We start from the raw sequence: 19,625 nt of genomic DNA, 5'->3' as shown, positions 1-19,625 counted from the left end.
TAATGCGCATAAATTCTGAAAATTGTAAACAGATAAATAATAGAAGGGGGCATAAAACAAATGAATAAAAAGCTATTTTTAAGTTTAATTGCTATGGTTACGATTCTTTTTATTACAGCATGTGGAAATGATCAAGCGGACGACAATGCTAGTACCTCTGAATCTGAGAATGGAGAAGAAACGTATACGATTGGGGTAACACAATTTGTGGAACATCCATCCTTAGATGCAGCGTATGAAGGGTTTCAAGCGGCTCTTGAAGAAGAAGGGTTGAACGTGGAATATGATTTCCAAACGGCACAAGCAGATCAGAACAATACGTTGCCCATCGCACAAAATTTTGTTTCTGATGGGGTAGATTTAATCTTCGCTAATGCGACGCCAAGTGCACAGGCGGCATTGCAAGCGACAAAAGATATCCCAATTGTATTTACTTCCGTAACAGATGCAGTAGGTTCAGGTTTAGTAGAATCAATGGAGCAGCCTGGTGAGAATATTACTGGCGTCATGGACTTGCACCCAGATGCTATCACGAATACCGTGGATTTTATTGATAGGAACTTTGAGGGTGCAACAGTAGGAGTAATTTATAATGCAGGTGAGCAGAATTCCGTGGCACAAATTGATACAGTAAAAGAAGCGATGGACGGTACGAGTTTAAGTTTAGAAGAACGTACAGTATCGACGACAGCTGAAGTACAGCAATCTGCCTCGACCTTAGTTGGAGCAGCGGATGTTATTTATATCATTACGGACAATACGGTTGTTTCTGCGTTAGAAAGCGTTGTTGGAATAGCAAACGAACAAGATATTCCATTGATTGTCGGGGAACCTGATTCGCTAGAGCGTGGTGGGTTTGCAACATACGGCATTGATTACCAAACAATTGGTCATCGGGCTGGAGAAATGGCTGCGGATATCTTAACTGGTGAAAAAACAACAGCGGATATTCCAGTAGAATACCCACAAGAAATGCAACTCTTTATTAATAAAGGTGCTGCACAAGAACAAGGGGTCGACTGGAATGATGCGTGGGATGAAGAAGCGCAGTTCAAAGAAACAGTAAAAGAATAGAGAAAAACGTTAAAAGATGTGACAAAATGGAAAGATAAGCCGACTCTTAATCCATCTGGTGTAGTAGTCGGTTTTCTTTTTATAGAATTGTTCAACTTAATTGTAGTTTCTTTTGAACAGTCACTTTGAGCATGGAGAAGGGGAGAAGAAGTATGTTTGTACCAATTTTTCAAGCAGTTGAATCTGGCATTATATATGCGATTATGGCATTAGGAGTCTACTTATCGTTTCGTGTATTAGATTTTCCTGATTTGACTGTAGATGGCAGTTTTGTAACTGGTGCTGGTGTGGCGGCAATTGCTATTGTTAATGATGTACCTACTGTTATAGCCACCTTACTTGCAGTCGTAGCTGGTTTTATCGCGGGAAGTATTACAGGGATTTTAAATACTAAGGGTAAAATTAACCCGCTATTATCTGGTATTTTAATGATGACAGCACTTTATTCGATTAATTTACGTATTATGGGGCAACCGAATTTAGCGTTATTAAATGAGGATACAATTTTTACACAAATACGCAGCTTTTGGTCTGCATTAGGTATCGATGATGTATTGAATGGAATGCTTACATCCATGGGATTGGAGAATACTCCTGGAACATGGGGGGTTTTATTTGTAATGATCATTGTGACAGGACTTATTAAATTATTAACTGATTTTTATTTAAAAACAGAGGTTGGCTTAGCTTTACGTGCGACAGGTGATAATGAGAAGATGATTCGTAGCTTCTCTGCTAATACAGATACGTTAAAAATTATGGGATTAGGACTTTCGAATGCACTGGTTGCTTTATCTGGAGCACTTTATGCACAATATGGTGGCTTTGCTGATGTTGGGATGGGAATTGGCATGATTGTTATTGGTCTCGCATCGGTGATTATTGGTGAAGCATTAATTGGAACAAAATCTATTATGCGTGTGACCTTAGCGGTGATTGGTGGAGCAATTGTTTATCGAATTGTTGTAACGATTGCTTTGCGACAGGCCGATTTCTTAGACACGGGTGATATGAAATTGATTACGTCAGTATTAGTTATTTTAGCCTTAGTGATACCAAAATTAATCTCTGGCCAAAAAGAAGCAAAGAGAAAACGGCGAAAACGTGCAGAATTGCAAAATCGATTGAATGGGGAGGCATCGTAATGTTAGATATTCAAGAAATATCCCTTACCTTTAATGAAGGCACACCAGATGAAAAGAAAGCACTACAAGGCATCAATTTAACCTTGAACAAAGGCGATTTTGTCACAGTGATTGGAAGTAATGGCGCTGGAAAATCCACCTTAATGAATGTGATCTCTGGTAGCCTTATTCCTGATGTTGGCGATGTGTTTATTAATCAGAATAACTTAACGATGATCCCAGAATTCAAACGCTCAAAATTTATTGGCCGTGTGTTTCAAGATCCAATGGCAGGGTCGGCTCCATCGATGACGATTGAAGAGAACTTAGCGATGGCGTATGCTAGAAATAAAAAAAGGACACTAAGACCTGGAGTGAACAAGAAACGTAGAGAACTATTTCAATCGTATTTGTCTACCTTGCACTTAGGTTTAGAAGATCGTTTAACAGCAAAAGTGGGGCTGCTTTCAGGGGGAGAAAGACAAGCACTATCTCTACTAATGGCGACTTTTACCGAACCAAACATTCTGTTGTTAGATGAACATACTGCAGCACTAGACCCATCACGAGCAGAGTTAATTACAAAAATCACGGATGAAATGGTTGAAAAATTTCATTTAACCACGCTGATGGTTACACATAATATGCAACAAGCGTTAGATCTTGGAAATCGTTTGATTATGATGGATAAAGGTCAAATTATTCTAGATGTGGCAGGGGAAGAAAAAGCTGCATTAACGGTTGAAAAGCTATTACAAGAATTTCAACGCATTCGCGGTACACAAATGGATAATGATCGAGCGATTTTAGGATGATAAGAATGCACTAGCTGTAGGCTAGTGCTTTTTTAATGTAAGTTTTAAATGTGTGAAAATAGGTAAAACGTTTTAGAGATAGGATAGTTGTACATTTGAAAGGAGTTATAGCGTGGTTAAAAAAGTTATTTTTGCTGTATTGATACTAACTATTTTAGGAGGATGTCAAAATGACGAAGTAGAAGAACAAAGTACAGAATTTACTTCGAATCCTCGTTCCAATGAAACGTATCCTATATCAAACGAAGATGTTTCATTTACTATCGCTGGCAAAAATATTACTTCCAAGTTAATTTCTGAATGTTGGGTAGTTAACAACTGTAGTAAGGAATCGGCAGCTATTATTTATCCAAGAAATATTAAAGATGCAACGGAAAATTTACAAGTGACAAAGGTTACAGCAAACGAACCAATCGTTTTAAATATAAAAGGGGAGCAACCTGAAAAAATATCTTATACGGTATATGAAGAAAAAAGTAAAGGTGTTCGAATAAAAACGAAGACGAGCTACGATAACACGCTATCCATTCATGGATCAGGGACCAAGCGAGTGTTGGTAACTTTAGGATGGCGAAGTAATGGAGACGAATTTTTAGGAGTAATTGCTAAAGGATTCGTAATAAAGATTGTATAAAAATTAGTTGCGCAGATGAAATTTTTGAAACTGTTTTTTAGTTTTAAGCGGCCAAGGGCAAGCGGGTGTTGATTCAGCGATTGCGATTGCAGTTCCTCTTGCAGTAGCAGGTCTATTATTAACTATTCTTGTTCGTACAATTGCAACTGCATTAGTACACTTCATGGATGCTGCAGCGAAAGATGGGAATATTCGAGCAATTGAATTTTGGCACATTATTGCAATTATCTTACAAGGTTTACGTATTGCGATCCCTGCAGGGTTAATCCTTGCAATTGGGGCAGGTCCGGTTCGTGACTTACTTGAAGCAATGCCTTCTTGGTTAACCGATGGTATCGCAGTCGGCGGTGGCATGGTTGTAGCCGTAGGTTTTGCAATGGTTATTAACATGATGGCAACAAAAGAAGTATGGCCATTCTTTGCGATTGGTTTCGTTTTAGCGACAATTCCATCACTTACCCTTGTAGGCCTAGGTGGTATCGGTGTGGCATTAGCCCTTATCTATATCACGCTATCTAAACTAGGTGGCGGTTCCGGTGGTAAAGGCGGCGGTAATGGAAACACTGGTGACCCGCTAGGCGATATTATCGAAGACTATTAAAAGGAGGAGGACATAACAATGGCACAAGAAATGAAATTAACAAAAAGAGACCGAATTGCTATTTGGTGGCGCTCAACGTTTATTCAAGGTTCTTGGAACTATGAACGTATGCAAAACGGCGGTTGGGCATTCTCGATGATCCCAGCGATCAAACGTTTATATAAGTCAAAAGAAGATCGTGCAGCGGCATTGCAACGTCACTTAGAGTTTTTTAATACACACCCTTATGTAGCTTCCCCAATTCTTGGTGTAACCTTAGCACTGGAAGAAGAACGTTCTAATGGTGCTCCAGTTGATGATAAGGCTGTCCAAGGGGTTAAAGTTGGTATGATGGGTCCATTGGCTGGTATTGGTGATCCTGTTTTCTGGTTTACCATTAAACCAATTATTGGTGCCCTAGCAGCATCACTTGCATTAAGTGGTAATATCTTGGGACCAATTCTTTATTTTGTTTTATGGAACCTTATCCGTATGGGATTCATGTGGTATACACAAGAACTTGGTTACAAAGCTGGTTCAAAAATTACCGAAGACTTATCAGGTGGAATTCTACAAGACATTACCAAAGGCGCCTCGATACTCGGTATGTTTATCCTCGGGTCGCTCGTTAACAGGTGGGTATCGGTAAGCTTTACGCCAACCGTTTCGAAAGTAGAACTGGATGAAGGTGCATATATTGATTGGGATAGCTTGCCATCTGGGGCAGAAGGAATAAAAACCGCCCTCCAGCAACAAGCGAACGGTCGATCGCTCACTCAATATGATGTCACCACCTTACAGGATAACTTAGATAGCTTAATCCCAGGTTTAGCTGGCTTGCTACTAACGCTTCTTTGTATGTGGTTATTGAATAAGAAAGTTTCACCAATTGTGATGATTCTTGGCTTATTCGTGGTAGGTATCATCTTCCACGTAATCGGCTTAATGTAATCCATCATCATGCAATGTAGGGCTTGGTCTCAAGCCTAATAGAGAAGTACCTCCTACTATGATACACTTATCCATAAGGAGGTACTTTTTCTATACAATGAAATAGAAGAATTCTAAAATACGTACATCTAGGAGGTCATTATGTTAACAATCGGTTATATTGGAAATGGAAAAAGCACGAACAGATATCATCTACCATTCGTACTACAACGAGAAAATATTAAGGTAAAAACGATTTATCGAAGAAGTCCAGAACGCGATCAATGGGATCACATTGCAGGCGTCCACTATACATCAGATTTAGAGGAATTATTACAGGATGATGAGATTCAACTTATCGTCATTTGCACAAAATACGATAGCCACTTTACATATGCAAAACAAGTATTAGCCCATAACAAGCATTGCTTAGTCGAAAAACCATTTATGGAAACTTCTGAACAAGCGAAAGAAATTTTTGCATTAGCCAAAGAAAAAGGCTTAGTTGTGCAAGCCTATCAAAATAGACGATTTGATAGCGATTTTCTAACTGTGCAAAAAGTGATTGAAGAAGGAAAGATTGGCGACGTGCTAGAAATGGAAATGCACTTCGATTATTATCGTCCGTATGTTCCTGAAGGAGTGCATACTTTCGATCCGGCAGCTTCCTTTTTATATGAGCATGGTTGCCATACCTTAGACCAAGTGATTAGCTACTTTGGTAAGCCGGATCATGTCCATTATGATGTGCGTCAATTATTAGGCGAAGGCAGAATGAATGATTATTTTGATTTAGACTTGTATTACGGTGGGATTAAAGTATCGGTTAAATCTAGTTATTTCCGTGTGAAAGGCAGACCAAGTTTTATCGTGCATGGCAACAAAGGAAGTTTTGTCAAAGCAACGAAAGACCGTCAAGAAGAGCATTTAAAAGTATTCTACATGCCAGATAACGATGATTTTGGTGTCGATCACTTGGAACATTACGGGGTACTTACGTATGTAGATGAGGCCGGTACGTTTCATGAAGAAACTGTTCCCACGGTGAACGGTGATTATGGGCGCGTATATGATGATTTATATGAAGCGGTTGTGAACCGGAAAGACAAGACGATTACCGATGAAGAGACGGTGTTGCAACTGGAAATGTTGGAGACCGGGGTAGCAAATTTGAAGTAAAGTGATAGAGCAGTAACAAAATGGTACCCCCTATTTGGACTTAGCCTAAATGTTGGAGTGGAAATAATCTAAACTAATCTCCCCTTTTTAATAGCGTTTGTTACTTAAATTTACCAATTCATAAAGATATAAATAGTATTTTATGTTAAAATTTACGACGTTGAAAAAGGCGAGGGGGAAAGCATAATGGCGGAGATCTTAGGAACTTTGTCACGAGCAGTATTACTTATGACTGCATTTTATAAAATTTTTCGAGCAGTCTTTAGGCGTTTTATTCCTGATGAAAAACTTAATATACTTGTGAGTTAGGTATTATCCGATGTAGTTGGGGAAATAGTGTGGTATTTAATACATGGCAGTATAAGTTTAAACTATTTGCTGGCTGCATTTATTGTTTATCTAGTAGTATTAATAATATATAACTCTAAGTTTCGTAAACAAATAAATATCGATCGAACAAGTGATGAATAATTATAATATATTTCATTTTTGATGTGAAGTAGTACAAACACACTCGCTTTTTGGGGTGTGTTTTTTATATTCTAACAAGATTTCGGATGCCGGATGGACAGTTTCTAACTGGATAAGATAGATAAAAATAAAAGTGGTGGGGATTACCCACCCGAAGTTAGTCCATAAATACGTATTGAGTAAATGAATAGATTAATATAAGGTAAATTATGGATGGTTAAATAATAATAAGGCAAATCAATTGAAAATTGGGACGCAAAGCCACGAGTCTAAGGTAAAGTTATTTACTAAGATCGTCGGGTTGCATTAAGAACAAAAATTAGTTATATATATAGCTTACATTCACTTGTCATGCAGCCTAGTGAGGACAACTCATTAGGTTTTTTATTTATCTAAACCATCCATATTTTTGAAAATAAGAAGTGAGGTGAACTTATAAGTAGTTGTGCAGAAATCAAGTGTGCAGAAGACTGGATGTATATCTTATGTTCAAAAATATTGGAGGGAAATGAATGAAAAAGTTAATAACAAAGGGGTTAAGTCAGATTTTATGGTATACTAGCTTGCTATTTTTAGTAGTAGTCGGGTTTAGCAATCAGCCTGTTCAGGCGTCTAGTTTTACTGTATCCGAAAGCGGTGGCGGATTTGAAACGGCATATGTAGAATGGCCATCAATCGAGCATGCAGAGGGATATAATGTTTATGTGAAACCAGTAAGCGCACCAGAGTCGCAGTATCAACAAATAGACAATGAATTAATTCGTAAATATCAATCATTTTGGCGAGCGGATGCGGTAGGACTTACTGCTGGAGACTATGTGTTGAAGATCGATGCGCTGCTAGCAGATGGATCTAAAGTAAGCGCGGTTTCTGGCACACTTAGAGTAAAAGCACATGATCGAACTGGTTTTGCTTTTGCCAAGGACTCTAAATATGGCACAGCTTCTGGTGCATATAATGAAGATGGAACACTACAAGAGGACGCGCAAGTCATCTATGTAACGCCAGAGAATGCCCAAACAGTTAAGCTTGATGTAGTCACCAGCAGCTCAGGTAAGGTGAAGACGGGCGTAGGTATAGGTGAAATCCTTTCATTAAGACAAAAAGGATATGATAAAACCCCACTTGCAATCAGATTGATCGGAAAGATTACGGCTGAAGATATGGATGGTCAATTGAATAGCAACGGCTATCTTCAGATTAAAGGGAACTCCGATTATGCCGAAATGAACATTACACTAGAAGGTATTGGTGAAGACACCTACGCCTATGGCTGGGGAATACTGGCGCGCTATACTGGTAATCTAGAAATTAGAAACATTGGTGTCGCACTATTCCCTGATGATGCTATTTCACTTGATACTGGTAATGTCAACGTGTGGGTACACCATAACGATCTTCTCTATGGAACAGCGGGTTCTGATACCGACCAAGCAAAAGGTGACGGCTCCATCGATTTAAAGAAAGGATCCACCTACCTCACCGTATCCTATAATCATTACTGGGATTCCGGAAAAGCTTCATTAACTGGTTTGAAAGAAACAGATGAGTTCTTTGTCACCTTTCATCATAATTGGTTTGATCACTCCGACTCACGCCATCCACGCATACGATTAGCATCTGTACATGTGTATAATAACTTTTTTGATGGCATTTCAAAATATGGTGTCGGCGCCACAACAGCAAGTTCAGCTTTTGTAGAGTCCAATTATTTTAGACACGCCAAATACCCAATGATGAGTTCATTACAAGGTACAGACGCATTAGGTAGTGGTACATTCTCTGATGAAGATGGCGGTATGATTAAAGCGTACAATAATAAAATTGTTGATGCGAAAAGTTTAATCTACGCTAATTCCGATGCAGGAACAGATGAATCGAATGCTACATCTTTTGATGCCTACTTAGCATCTTCAAGAAACGAAACAGTGCCAAATACGTATGAAACAAGCGTAGGTGGAACAGCCTACAATAACTTTGATACGAAAGTAGACTTAGGTGTCAATGCATCTGAGATTGATAATGTCGATGATGTTGAGGAAATTGTTACAGCAGAAGCAGGACGCCTTAATGGTGGAGATTTCACCTGGGAATTTAATGATGGCATTGATGATGAATCGTACAAAATCAACAAAGATTTGATGGAAAAAATAAAAGATTATGAAACAGGTCTAGTTGCTGTTGGAGGTAATTCCGTTGAAACACCAACTGAACCCACACAACCCGATCCTGAACCAACCGAACCGATAACAGGAGGTTACTCACATAATTTCACGACAGATGGAAAATTGAGCGATTTCTTTAGCATTGAGGGAAATCTATCAGATAGTAAAGGAACTGTTTATTTTGGTAATCTAACACTAACAAAAGCTTTAAAGATAGAATCTTCAACTAGAATAGCCTTTACTACGAAAGAAAACAAAACGTTAACGCTAGTGTTTAATACGAAAGATGGACGAGGGATTAAGATAGATGGAACAAGTTACCCAATTCAGGATTATACTACTGTTGTTACATTAGCGCCAGGTGAACATGTGATTACGAAAGATGATGTGACGAATTTGTATTATATGGCATTGGAATAGGAAGAAGCAGTTGGCATAATTAAAATTATATACAAAATTCAAATTAAATTTAAAAAGAAAAGGGATAATATGGATAATAAAGGAACTGACAGAACTTCAAGGCTTTTAATCACATTTACATTATTGGGTGGTACTTGGTATTTATTTAGGGGAGTCATAGATCTATACAAATATAATCCGAATTATCAGTTGAGAGAAAAAGCTATAAAGAAAGCTGATAAAGCATTTAGGTCTATTTTTGATGTACTAAAACTACTAATGATATTCACTTTAATTGCAGCTATGTTAATTTTGTTATTTAAATTATTTACACAGATTAAATTAATAAATATGCTAATCCTCTTTGTGATAGGGTTAGTCTTAGCTTTAATATATATTTTTATTATAGAGAATACACTGAAAAATAAAGTAAAAAGGATATTTCAAGATTCAAAGATATATCCTAAAATTGCTAATAAATTTCAAACAATTGCAGTTATTCTATATCTTATTGTTTTGGTTGTTATTGTAAGTTTTTCTGTAACTACTCTTTCTATTAAAGGGACACAGGCGGTGGATGTGAAAATAAAAGATACTAATCATATACCTTTAGAGCTATCTCTTGTTAATTATAAAAAACCAACTGTAAAAGTAAAAATAGAAAGTAAAAATATCCTAATAAAAAAACTAATATAGAGTTGGAGGAAAGAGACCTAAGGAAAAGTTTTATTGAAGTCTATGAAACTACATTTTCGGAAGAAAACTTTATTTTAAAAGATAATAAAGATAACAATAAGAAAATTTTGTTGGATAAGAATAACGAAACTTATAAATATGTATTAGAACTAGAAAAATACTTGTTTGTGGGAGCAAATCTACTAGAAATTTATATTATTGATAATAGTGATAGAAGAGAAACAACTGTTCATTTATTAACTACAATAAATAAAGATGGAAATAAGATAGAGATTTCTCAAAAACATTTTAACATAAGACCTTAGGTTCACTTATGTAAATAAATGGATTCCGGATGCGGTGATGCTATGACTAATAGGAAAAAAGCTGATTTAGTATATATTTATCCACATTATTATAGTCCCTATTCAGATAATGATGATGTTCGTAGATATCATTTTGTAGAATGATTAGCCAAGGAGTGGGAAGATGTAGAAATTCAAGAGAATACTAAAACTAAAAAATTTATCCGACACCTTTTCATTCAAGGAATGATGCTTTTGATAAATTATTCAAGAGACACAAAGAAAGTATTTTGTTAGTATCATATTTTTCTAATTCTTTAACTACTAAATCAGAAATGCTTGAAATCTTATCCAAATACAAACAAAACGTAGATGTTATACCTGTAAATCACAAATATTCGTTTGGTAACCAAAAAGTTAAAGTAGGATAAAATAAGAATGATGTAGAAAAATATTTATTTGTTGGTTATTAAAATAATTAAACTAAAATTTATTGAATAAGCCACTCAAGTTCTTTAAAAGGCAGGAAGTAATCGCAGTATAAGATACATGACACCTTTATTTTATAGTAAGGGTGTCCTTTTTATAATAAAAAATTGTTCTGTTTTTTTAAAATTAGCAAGTGTTCATGAGAAATGGGTATAAAGTTATTATTTGAATAACTCTTCCTTCCACTGTTAGTATTATGTTGAACCTTAATTAAGTGTGCGTCTAATCTTCCGTGCTAATCCATGCCTTTGCTAATATAGTAATATTTATCATTATTTCTAATTTATCCAATTAAGATGGCGTGTCTCCCCTTTGTTTAATACTCTTTAATACTCTTTTATTAATCAGGTTTAACTTGTCAATAAAAGAATCAAAGTTTGAAATATGAGATTGGTCATGTTTATTGGTCCTTTCCCCCATACATAATCCGATCCTGAATATTTTATAATATCCCAGTAAGGTGGGTGACTAAAAACTAAATCTGCACCAATAGGCAACCTATCTGTTAATAAATTGAAATTACCGAATCTTTTATGTAAATCGAGATGTATACTATTTTTTGTAGTTATATTGCATATGAAAACAATAGAATTGAAGTTTCTAATAAAAGAATTCTGAGGCAATGGAACTTTTATAAAAAAATTTGTTGTGCAAAGGGGCTATAGAAGTGGAAGAATGCAACACACACAAGTTAAAAAATAGGATTTTAAATAAAAAGATTAGGGAAGGGATTCCCCCCTGAGCCCTGTACAGAGTCTGTCTGCTCTTCGGGAAGACACTTAAAACTGTTAAGCGCCCTTCCATTAATTCACAATACAATAAAAAGTAAAATTTTACAATTAATATCTGAAGTTAGTCTAAATATTTACTAAAAAATATAATATAAGTATTACTATAATAAGAGGAATTAAAATAGTCTAGCTATTATCATAACTCCAATTAATATATTGTTTAGCTTTTTCTACATCTGCATCTGTTGCTATGGTAATCTCTAAATCCCCTGTACCAAAGTGACCTATGTTGCGCACGTCACGACTGAATCCAGATTCCAATGTTATTTTGTCGGAGAAAATGATTTAATTGAAAATCGAAAGCTCATGATGGTTGTACCATCAAGGAGTATCGTTTTAATACTTGGATAGTAAGAAAAGTACGATAATTAGGCGAGATGACATTTTATATGGCAGGGGTAGTTAAGACAGGGAATGGCTAAAAAACTAACGAGAATGACAAAGCTCTTGGCGATAAAAGGTAGGTTACGTAAGAAGGTTACTAGTTTAGCATCAGGCAAACAAAAATTGGGTTGTATTTTTAATAGAGACGGTCGTATAATACTCGCTATTCGTTTAAAAAGCGTTACATAAATTTTAATTTTCGTAACGGGAGGGTGAAAAGTTGAACGTTGTTGGGTATATACGAGTCTCCACTCAAGGGCAGGCAAGAGATGGATATAGCTTGAAATATCAAGAAGATGAAATCCAGGCATATTGTGAAGGAAATAAGTTGAACTTGATACATATTTTCAGAGACGAAGGAATTAGTGGCGCAAAACTGAATGAAGAGGCATTGGAAATAGATAGGATAGGCTTACAGGAGATGTTGGCTCACCTTTCGTCTGTCCAAATTGATTATGTGGTGGTGCTCAATTCAAGCCGATTATGGCGGTCAGATATTGTCAAGGTACTGATTCAACGAGAACTAAAGAAATACGGCTGTGACATTAAAAGCATTGAACAGCCATTTTACAGTATCCATAAGAAAGACCCAAACGACTTTTTGGTCAATGGATTAATGGAGTTAGATGAAAGAATGTTTAGTTGTTAAAGGTAGATTAGTTTGTTATATAATTAAAGAATGTATTTAGCAATTTCTATTTTTAAGTAGAAAGTAAATGAGCCATTTCTTCTAAAGAAGGCGAAAATTTTTTAGTTTATTAATCTGTAAATGAAAGCTATAACTCCATTTTATCAAATAATATGAAGAGTTAGTTAAATTGATAAGACGACTGCGCATGCCGTATTGTTCCTGATGCGGGTATTGCGCCTGTTTACTTTGTTTCTTGTGGGGAAGGCAAGGAACAAAAAGCAAACAGGGGAATCGGGCTCTACACGCTTTAAAAAAAGATGAAGGTATCTTTTTTTTACAGTTAAATGATTACAGTAGGGATGTTATTCTGTCTTTCTAACAAGTATAAGGTAGTTTTCCTCTTCAGCAGTGTTTTCCAACGTATTGCTTGCGTGAATGAAATATTGGGCCGGCGGAAATTTTTTGTTCTGAATAATTTTATTTTTAAGAAAAGCGCTGGCTTTTTTCATAGTTACTTTGTCAAATTTTTCTCCTTCATAAAGAGTCCCCGTTATACTAATCCTGATACTCGGTAAATATGCCTCTTGTTTAGCGCTATCCCATTTTGGAACATAGCGGTCATATAAGATATCGAACATTTCCGGATTGGTGAAATGTCCGCTATTGTAATCTTCAATTATTTTTTTTATTAACCGCTCCTTTTCCTTTTGATCATCGAAATGATAAGAGGTAAGTGCATTTATATCAATGTTAGTAATAGTTATTCTGTCATCATAAGCTACCAATTCAGTTAATGTTTCCGCATATCTTTCTATATAGATATGATGAATTAAGTATTCGCCTAATCCGTCTAGACCATCGTAAGAACGTTCTAAATCGAAATCCTTGATTTTAATAGGATCATCACCTTGATTATCTAACTCTATTTTTGCATCGAAAGAATAAACAGGCTCCCCCGTCGTCTTGACTGGCATAAGAAGACTGTCCTCCCTTATGGAAGGAAATCCCATATTAAAATTGTACTCCAACTCATCTGGATCGATGGTTAATTCAATATTGTATTTTTCCTTCCCAATCCGAACAATTTCCTCTGCTATTTCCCTTTGGTTATCCTTATCATTTTTAAATTCGCGCAATTCTTTTGAGGCGCATCCTGTTAAAATGTAAAGAATAAAAAAAGCCCATATCATCGTTTTCGTCCATTGTTTCATTATTTCACCACTTATCAGATTATTAATGTCAACTAATTGTCTATCATATACTAATTTCGATAGTTTTTGGAAATATAGGAACGGTTTTTTATTTAATTTAAGGAAATCAACTATCACTAGCATTTTGAAAAACAAGCTATTTAAAGTTAGCTTAGGTTGTTCGATATTAAGATTAGGCTATAAATCTACCGAAAATACTTCAGCATGAGAGGTTAAACATGAAAAAGAAAATAAAAGATTTAATTTTAATATTAAAGCAATCTTTGTTGTTTGTACCAACGTAGAAGATGCATTGACAGAAGAAAAAACTACTCCAAAAGAAAAGGAAATGGACGCGATGATCGCTGATAAACCAGTAGTAGATGAAACCACAACTCAACCAGTTGATGAACATTTCTCAGAATTTAATGGTTATGAGACAATTAAAGAGGCAAAAGCAGCAGGTTACAGTATGGCGATAACAAGTGATCATTGGTTTGTATTTGACCTATGTCTAACTGACCTTAATTAATTTATCCAACTAAGTGTAGCCGATTCATACTGTCTGCAATGCAACCTTCTTTTTCCAAACAAACACTTGATTAATCATTTGAAAGCTAGTAAACTTATTCAAGTGTGTAAAAAAGAAAATATTATCACCTGTATAACCTCAGAATATGGCTTGGGGGTCTCTACCAGGAACCTTAAAATCCTGATTACAGAAAATGAACTGTTCATTTTTTGTAATCAGGATTTTTTTATTTTTTATTGGAAAGGATGTAAGACAGAGTATGAATATTAAAGTTTTTATATTGGCATTATCCACGATTGCGGTGGGCCTTGTGGAGTTAATTATTGGAGGAATTCTTCCGACGGTTGCGGATGATTTAAATATTTCGTTAAGTTCTGCTGGGCAGTTGATTACGATTTTTGCACTTATATATGCTATTTCAGGCCCTGTGTTATTAGTTGTAACGAGCAAAGTGGAGAGGAAAAAGTTGTATCTTGCTGCGTTGTTTATTTTTTTTATCGGGAATATTATCACCTACTTCAGTCCAAACTTTACCTTTATGATGATTGCTAGAGTATTGACGGCGATGAGTACGGCGTTGATTGTTGTGTTATCGTTAACGATTGCTGCGAAAGTGGTTGCACCAGCGCATCGAGCGAAAGCACTTGGTCTAATCTATATGGGGATTAGTTCGTCGCTTGTCATGGGAGTGCCACTTGGTATTTTAGTTTCCGATACATTTGGTTGGCGGGTGATTTTTCTTGGGATTGCCGTGTTATCGATCGGTTCGATTATCTTGATTTCAATCTTTTTAGAGCGTATCCCTGGTGAAAGTGCGATTCCGCTTTCGAAACAATTAAAAGCAGTAGCCAGCTTAAAATTAGGTGGGGCACATCTTGCAACAATGTTTATGTTAGCAGGTCATTACACGCTATATGCGTACTTTACGCCATTTTTGGAAACAGAGTTACAGATGAATTCGACGTGGATTAGTATTATTTATTTATTGTTTGGGATTGCTGCGGTTAGTGGTGGGGCATTTGGTGGTGCGCTGTCCGATTCAATTGGAACCCATAAGAGTATTTTGACGGTGATCATTTTGTTTGCTGTTGTCTTATTCTTATTGCCTGTAACCACATTTTCTCTTGTATTATTCATCCCAATAATGATGATCTGGGCAGCGCTGAGCTGGAGTTTAGCTCCTCCGCAACAGAGCTATTTGATTGAAACAGATCCAGCGACAGCGGATATTAACCAAAGTTTTAACAATTCTGCGTTGCAAGTAGGGATTTCAATTGGATCGGCATTTGGTGGTGTTGTCTTAAATCAAACTGGTTCGGTTTCTCATATCGCGTGGTTTGGTGGCGTACTTGTTCTTGTCTCGTTAGCATGTGCCGTTTTTTCATTAACAAGAAAAGGAACAGTTACTACGGTATCCGGTCATTAGTCATTAGGTTTCAATACGGTAGTAAAGGGGTAATTTTAATCAAAGTAAAAGCATGAAACCTTGTTAAAAATGAATCGTATATAAACCAAAGGAGGGAGCTCCATGTTTAAGAAGTTCCTAAGAAGTCTTTCTGGTAGTAGCAGTAGCGAGCGACGATCGAGATATCATCGTCATTACGATTCCAGCAGTGGAAAAAAGCGCAAATATTATGGCAGCAGCAGTAGCGGCCGCCACGGACGTTATCCGTTTCATGGCTCAGATCGTTATCGTAAACGTGGGCGTTTTGGTAGTAGCAGTTAAATAAACTCCAATTGAGGGGAGAGAAAGTTTCTCCCGTCGATTGGAGTTTTTTACTTGTTGTATGCAGTTAACGGGTGCTGTTTTTTTACCTGGTGTATGGATAAATTCAAATTATAATTACCATGTTTTAGCAATTGGTTGAGCAAATGGTTTAGTTCTTCTTGGGAAGTGATTTTGATCATTAAGTGGTAGCAACCTTTTCCTGATATGCGGTGTACTTCAATGATTTCTTTGCGTTCATTAATAAAACGTATAAATGGTTGGTGATTAGCTGAATTCATATACATAATCACAAACGCGGTAAAGGAGAGCCCTAATTTCATTTCATCAAGCAACAAAGTATAGGATGTGATGATGCCATTATCCTCAAGTTTTTTTATGCGATTTCCTACTGCTTGCCCGGTCATATGAATCCGCTTGCCTAAGTCTTTCCACTGGATGCGTGCGTTTTTGGATAGTATCTGCAGGATTTGCACATCGATAGGATCAAGTTCCATATTTAATTCCTTTCACGATGAAATGGTTTGTGTGAAAAGTGTTTCACCAAAGCATCGATTAAAATTGATGTATTATTTATCATTATACTACAAGCTTAAATACTTTTAAGAGGTGAAAAAAATGAACACTGCTTTACTATTGATTGATATTCAAAATGATTATTTTCCAAATGGAAAGATGGAATTGGATCGTCCAGTACAAACTGCACATCAAGCAGCTAAGGTTCTTGCCTGGTTTCGACAGCACCATAAAGATACCATTTTTCATGTGCAACATATTGCTACAGAGGAAGAGAAAGGCTTCTTCCTTCCAAATACAGAGGGAGTGAACATTAATGCCGTCGTGCTCCCGGAAGGTGAAGAAGAAATCATTATTAAACATACCCCAAACAGCTTTTTCAACACCGATTTAGCAGGTAAGTTAGAAGGAAAAGGTGTTATGAAACTAGTGATTGCGGGAATGATGACGCATATGTGTATTGATGCTACAGTTAGAGCAGCAACAGAGCTTGGGTTTGAAGTAACGCTAATTGATGATGCTTGTACGACCAGGGATTTAGCGTATCGAGAGAAAACAGTTCCAGCTCAGCAAGTGCATGAGGCGTTTATTGGTGCACTTGCGGGTGTGTATGCTGAGGTAGTATCGGCAGAGGAGTTTGTGAGGAAGTAATTTTCATCTTCGTAGATAACTGCAAGTAACGTTCTATTCTTTAAAAAGTGCCTGTAATAATAGACACCTATTAAGTGAAGGTGTCTATTATTATAGGATTGTAAATACTATAGTGGTTAAATAGCTGTTTTATTGATTTCTTTTTGGCTCTTGTTTTCCTGGAGCATCCAGCCTATTAGCTGTTTGCGATCAATCAGTACAACCTTGTTGGATGATGCCAGTTTTTTAGCTTGTTCGGTAAAAAATGAATTAGTGATAACCCAACATTCATCTGCTTTATAGTGGCTTTTAGCGGAAGCTACTTCTTGCACAGCTTTCACACCTACATTTTTCTTATATCTTTTAGCTTGTACAATAATTTTTTTCCCTTTTGTTGATAAAATAAGGTCTGCACCATAGTCTCCGCTCGCTGGTGTCAACTGTACATAGTATCCTTTTGTTTTTAATAAGGCATGAAGATATTCCTCGAATTTTCTACCTGTCATTTTATCTACATCTGAAATACCAGACTGCCTTAATTTATGTTCGTTAAGCAATTGAATGATAAATGCAAATAAGAGACATCCACCAAAAAATATAATAATTCCTAAGGTTAATAAGGGTTCAGCTGTTAACATAGACCAAAGTAAATCTAACCCCATTTTAAAGCCTTCAAAAAAACCTAAATCCATAGCACTATACTCCTATCTATTAATAGTTTATAAGACTTTTTAATTAAAGCAAAATACGCACTGTTATTTGCCGTATTTTACAAAAATCAACTTAATTAACCGTTCGGAAGGCTCTTTTACTATTTGATTAGATGGGCTTCACGCAGTTGCAATATGCCATAATGAACAATGTTTGACTTCCTATCATTTAGCAGCACTATTATCCTCTGCCATATCCCTAAGCACTTCGTCTACATCTGCCAAAATCGGTTCGCACTGTTCATATGGTGTATTAATTTGAAGTAATCGCTTAAGCATTGCTGTTGTCTTGGGATGCAAGTGTAACTCTTCAGTCCAGGCTCGATTCTTTTTTGTTTCGCCTTGATAAGAAGAATACAACAAGAATAGCAGAAATTCACCAATGTCAAAAAAATCTTCTTGGTGGAGTTGGGTTTGGTGGACTTTTGCCATTTCATCTGCATGTAAATTGTGTGCTAAGCCAAAATCGATCACAAATAGTTCGCCATTATGTAACAGTACATTAGGAATTCGGAGGTCGCCATGGATGACGCCATTGTTATGGATATAGCAGACGATCGTGATGAGTTTTTTAGTCAGTTCTACGCATTCCTTTTCACTGTATTTATGTTTGGATGCAAATAATGCATCTTCTATATTTTTCCCTTCGATAAATTCCATAGCAAAAAAGTGATTTGCTTGATACTCGAATGTTTCAATCAGTTTTGGAATAGCGGGATGATCGAGTTGCGCTAGTATGGTGGTTTCTTCTATATAATTTTCCTCGCTTTCTTTCTGCTTGCTTTTGCGCATTTGTTTGACCACGCACTTTTGGTTTGCTTCCAAATCCCAGCATAAGTAGATGATGCCATAACTGCCGTTTTGCAGTAATTTTTTAATGATATATCGCCCCGCTAGTTTCTCGCCAATGCGATAGTGATGGTCCATGATTGTTTGGCGCATTTTCTTGATCAGCCCGTGTATTATTTCCATACGCACCTCTTTGTTTTTTCGTTTGGTTGTATTATAGCAAATAACCAGAATTAGCTCACAACATAATACTAGAGTGTTTATATGGTTTAAGGGTTTACCAAGGCACGGCATATGCTTCCTCCAGACTATCTTGTATAAACATATTTTTAATTCGTTTAGTCGTAAAGATGGTATAGAGTTTATACCTAGTGACTTCTATCTATATCGGTTGTAGTTAAATAGACTTATTATCCACTTATATAATTGAAGTCCATCGTTAGTTAGGGTAAGGTAGTTAGTAATTACTTCCATTTATAGATGGGTATTTGACAAATGAGGTTTTTGGAGGTGACCCATGCCGAATTACAAAGTAGATATGGCGGAGGTACTTGCTTTTAAGGAAGATATAAAAGCGTTGAGAGCAACGCTACATGAGCAATTAGCCGACGTAAAAGGAGCCATTGATCAAATCAAACAGATGGATTCCTTCCAAGGCCAAGCAGCAGACGATGCCAAAGCGTATTTCGAGGTGATGCATCGAATATTATTAACTGCTTTTCAAGGAGTATTTAGTGAACTAGAAGGCAACATAACCAAACATGTCCGTGATTTTCAAGAAGAAATTGATGCAGATCCTCACGCGGTAATTGAGACTGGTTACATAGAAGACGAAAAAGAAATGATAGAAGACCGACATGACGCGTTGAAGCAACTAGCGGACAAA

General features: G+C 36.5%; 18 protein-coding genes, 2 pseudogenes and 2 riboswitches. Of the genes and pseudogenes, 16 read left to right on the top strand and 4 right to left on the bottom strand.

Annotated elements, in window-relative coordinates; all coding sequences use genetic code 11:
- Positions 1-60: 60 nt before the first annotated feature.
- From DES48_RS12030 to DES48_RS11975, 12 genes and pseudogenes are all read left to right on the top strand, one after another.
- Positions 61-1,074: an ABC transporter substrate-binding protein gene (locus DES48_RS12030; protein ID WP_113869519.1), complete on the top strand. Its 1,014-nt coding sequence runs from the start codon at positions 61-63 to the stop codon at positions 1,072-1,074.
- Positions 1,075-1,226: 152 nt separating this feature from the next.
- Positions 1,227-2,219 (top strand): ABC transporter permease, encoded by a 993-nt coding sequence (locus DES48_RS12025; RefSeq protein ID WP_113869517.1) that lies wholly within the window; start codon positions 1,227-1,229, stop codon positions 2,217-2,219.
- The gene (locus DES48_RS12020; RefSeq protein ID WP_113869515.1) at positions 2,219-3,013 is read left to right on the top strand and encodes an ABC transporter ATP-binding protein; all 795 of its coding nucleotides are present in this window, start codon (positions 2,219-2,221) and stop codon (positions 3,011-3,013) included. Before DES48_RS12025 ends, DES48_RS12020 begins: the two co-directional genes overlap by 1 nt.
- Positions 3,014-3,125: 112 nt before the next feature.
- Positions 3,126-3,647 carry a hypothetical protein gene (locus DES48_RS12015; RefSeq protein ID WP_079707878.1) on the top strand — a complete coding sequence of 174 codons (522 nt, stop codon included), beginning with the start codon at positions 3,126-3,128 and terminating at the stop codon, positions 3,645-3,647.
- A gap of 37 nt (positions 3,648-3,684) precedes the next feature.
- Positions 3,685-4,248 (top strand): annotated as a pseudogene (locus DES48_RS12010) (PTS sugar transporter subunit IIC); the annotation flags it as partial.
- 18 nt (positions 4,249-4,266) lie between these two features.
- Complete coding sequence (locus tag DES48_RS12005) at positions 4,267-5,178, top strand: PTS system mannose/fructose/sorbose family transporter subunit IID (RefSeq protein ID WP_079710243.1); 912 nt, start codon at positions 4,267-4,269, stop codon at positions 5,176-5,178.
- A 141-nt stretch (positions 5,179-5,319) separates the two neighbouring features.
- Positions 5,320-6,336 carry an oxidoreductase gene (locus DES48_RS12000; RefSeq protein ID WP_113869513.1) on the top strand — a complete coding sequence of 339 codons (1,017 nt, stop codon included), beginning with the start codon at positions 5,320-5,322 and terminating at the stop codon, positions 6,334-6,336.
- Between the two features lie 186 nt (positions 6,337-6,522).
- Entirely contained in the window at positions 6,523-6,645 is a 123-nt protein-coding gene (locus DES48_RS16415; protein WP_281269246.1) for a hypothetical protein, read from the top strand.
- A 383-nt stretch (positions 6,646-7,028) separates the two neighbouring features.
- Positions 7,029-7,116, top strand: a riboswitch (cyclic di-GMP riboswitch).
- 203 nt (positions 7,117-7,319) lie between these two features.
- Positions 7,320-9,392: a pectate lyase family protein gene (locus DES48_RS11995; RefSeq protein WP_113869511.1), complete on the top strand. Its 2,073-nt coding sequence runs from the start codon at positions 7,320-7,322 to the stop codon at positions 9,390-9,392.
- Positions 9,393-9,461: 69 nt separating this feature from the next.
- Complete coding sequence (locus DES48_RS11990) at positions 9,462-10,067, top strand: hypothetical protein (protein ID WP_113869509.1); 606 nt, start codon at positions 9,462-9,464, stop codon at positions 10,065-10,067.
- A 2-nt stretch (positions 10,068-10,069) separates the two neighbouring features.
- Positions 10,070-10,372, top strand: a complete 303-nt coding sequence (locus DES48_RS11985; protein ID WP_113869507.1) for a hypothetical protein — start codon at positions 10,070-10,072, stop codon at positions 10,370-10,372.
- A gap of 1,863 nt (positions 10,373-12,235) precedes the next feature.
- Positions 12,236-12,640: pseudogene (locus DES48_RS11975) on the top strand (recombinase family protein); the annotation flags it as partial.
- Between the two features lie 368 nt (positions 12,641-13,008).
- Here the strand turns inward: DES48_RS11975 and DES48_RS11970 are convergent.
- The gene (locus tag DES48_RS11970; protein ID WP_113869505.1) at positions 13,009-13,857 is read right to left on the bottom strand and encodes a hypothetical protein; all 849 of its coding nucleotides are present in this window, start codon (positions 13,855-13,857) and stop codon (positions 13,009-13,011) included.
- A 292-nt stretch (positions 13,858-14,149) separates the two neighbouring features.
- Here DES48_RS11970 and DES48_RS11965 point away from each other — a divergent pair, with 292 nt between their 5' ends.
- Positions 14,150-14,368, top strand: a complete 219-nt coding sequence (locus tag DES48_RS11965; RefSeq protein WP_113869503.1) for a hypothetical protein — start codon at positions 14,150-14,152, stop codon at positions 14,366-14,368.
- 108 nt (positions 14,369-14,476) lie between these two features.
- A riboswitch (purine riboswitch) is annotated at positions 14,477-14,575 on the top strand.
- A gap of 52 nt (positions 14,576-14,627) precedes the next feature.
- The gene (locus DES48_RS11960; RefSeq protein ID WP_113869501.1) at positions 14,628-15,794 is read left to right on the top strand and encodes an MFS transporter; all 1,167 of its coding nucleotides are present in this window, start codon (positions 14,628-14,630) and stop codon (positions 15,792-15,794) included.
- 350 nt (positions 15,795-16,144) lie between these two features.
- Here the strand turns inward: DES48_RS11960 and DES48_RS11955 are convergent, their stop codons facing one another.
- Complete coding sequence (locus tag DES48_RS11955; protein ID WP_113869499.1) at positions 16,145-16,591, bottom strand: Lrp/AsnC family transcriptional regulator; 447 nt, start codon at positions 16,589-16,591, stop codon at positions 16,145-16,147.
- 121 nt (positions 16,592-16,712) lie between these two features.
- On the opposite strand from DES48_RS11955, the gene DES48_RS11950 reads away from it, so the two are divergent.
- Positions 16,713-17,261: a cysteine hydrolase family protein gene (locus DES48_RS11950; protein ID WP_113869497.1), complete on the top strand. Its 549-nt coding sequence runs from the start codon at positions 16,713-16,715 to the stop codon at positions 17,259-17,261.
- 116 nt (positions 17,262-17,377) lie between these two features.
- Here DES48_RS11950 and DES48_RS11945 read toward each other — a convergent pair whose 3' ends face one another.
- Together DES48_RS11945 and DES48_RS11940 are read right to left on the bottom strand one after the other, a co-directional pair.
- On the bottom strand, positions 17,378-17,932 hold the full coding sequence (locus DES48_RS11945; RefSeq protein ID WP_113869495.1) for a restriction endonuclease: 555 nt from the start codon (positions 17,930-17,932) through the stop codon (positions 17,378-17,380).
- Between the two features lie 183 nt (positions 17,933-18,115).
- A complete protein-coding gene (locus DES48_RS11940) occupies positions 18,116-18,892 on the bottom strand; it encodes a serine/threonine protein kinase (RefSeq protein ID WP_170126212.1) in 777 nt (258 codons plus the stop codon).
- A gap of 364 nt (positions 18,893-19,256) precedes the next feature.
- On the opposite strand from DES48_RS11940, the gene DES48_RS11935 reads away from it, so the two are divergent.
- Positions 19,257-19,625 (top strand): T7SS effector LXG polymorphic toxin (locus tag DES48_RS11935; protein WP_147232409.1); only part of this gene is annotated, 369 nt, incomplete at its 3' end.

Source organism: Paraliobacillus ryukyuensis (assembly GCF_003315295.1).
Lineage (GTDB): Bacteria > Bacillota > Bacilli > Bacillales > Amphibacillaceae > Paraliobacillus > Paraliobacillus ryukyuensis.
The sequence above is the reverse complement of the archived record's forward strand: the minus strand, read 5'-3'. Positions and strand labels throughout refer to the sequence as shown.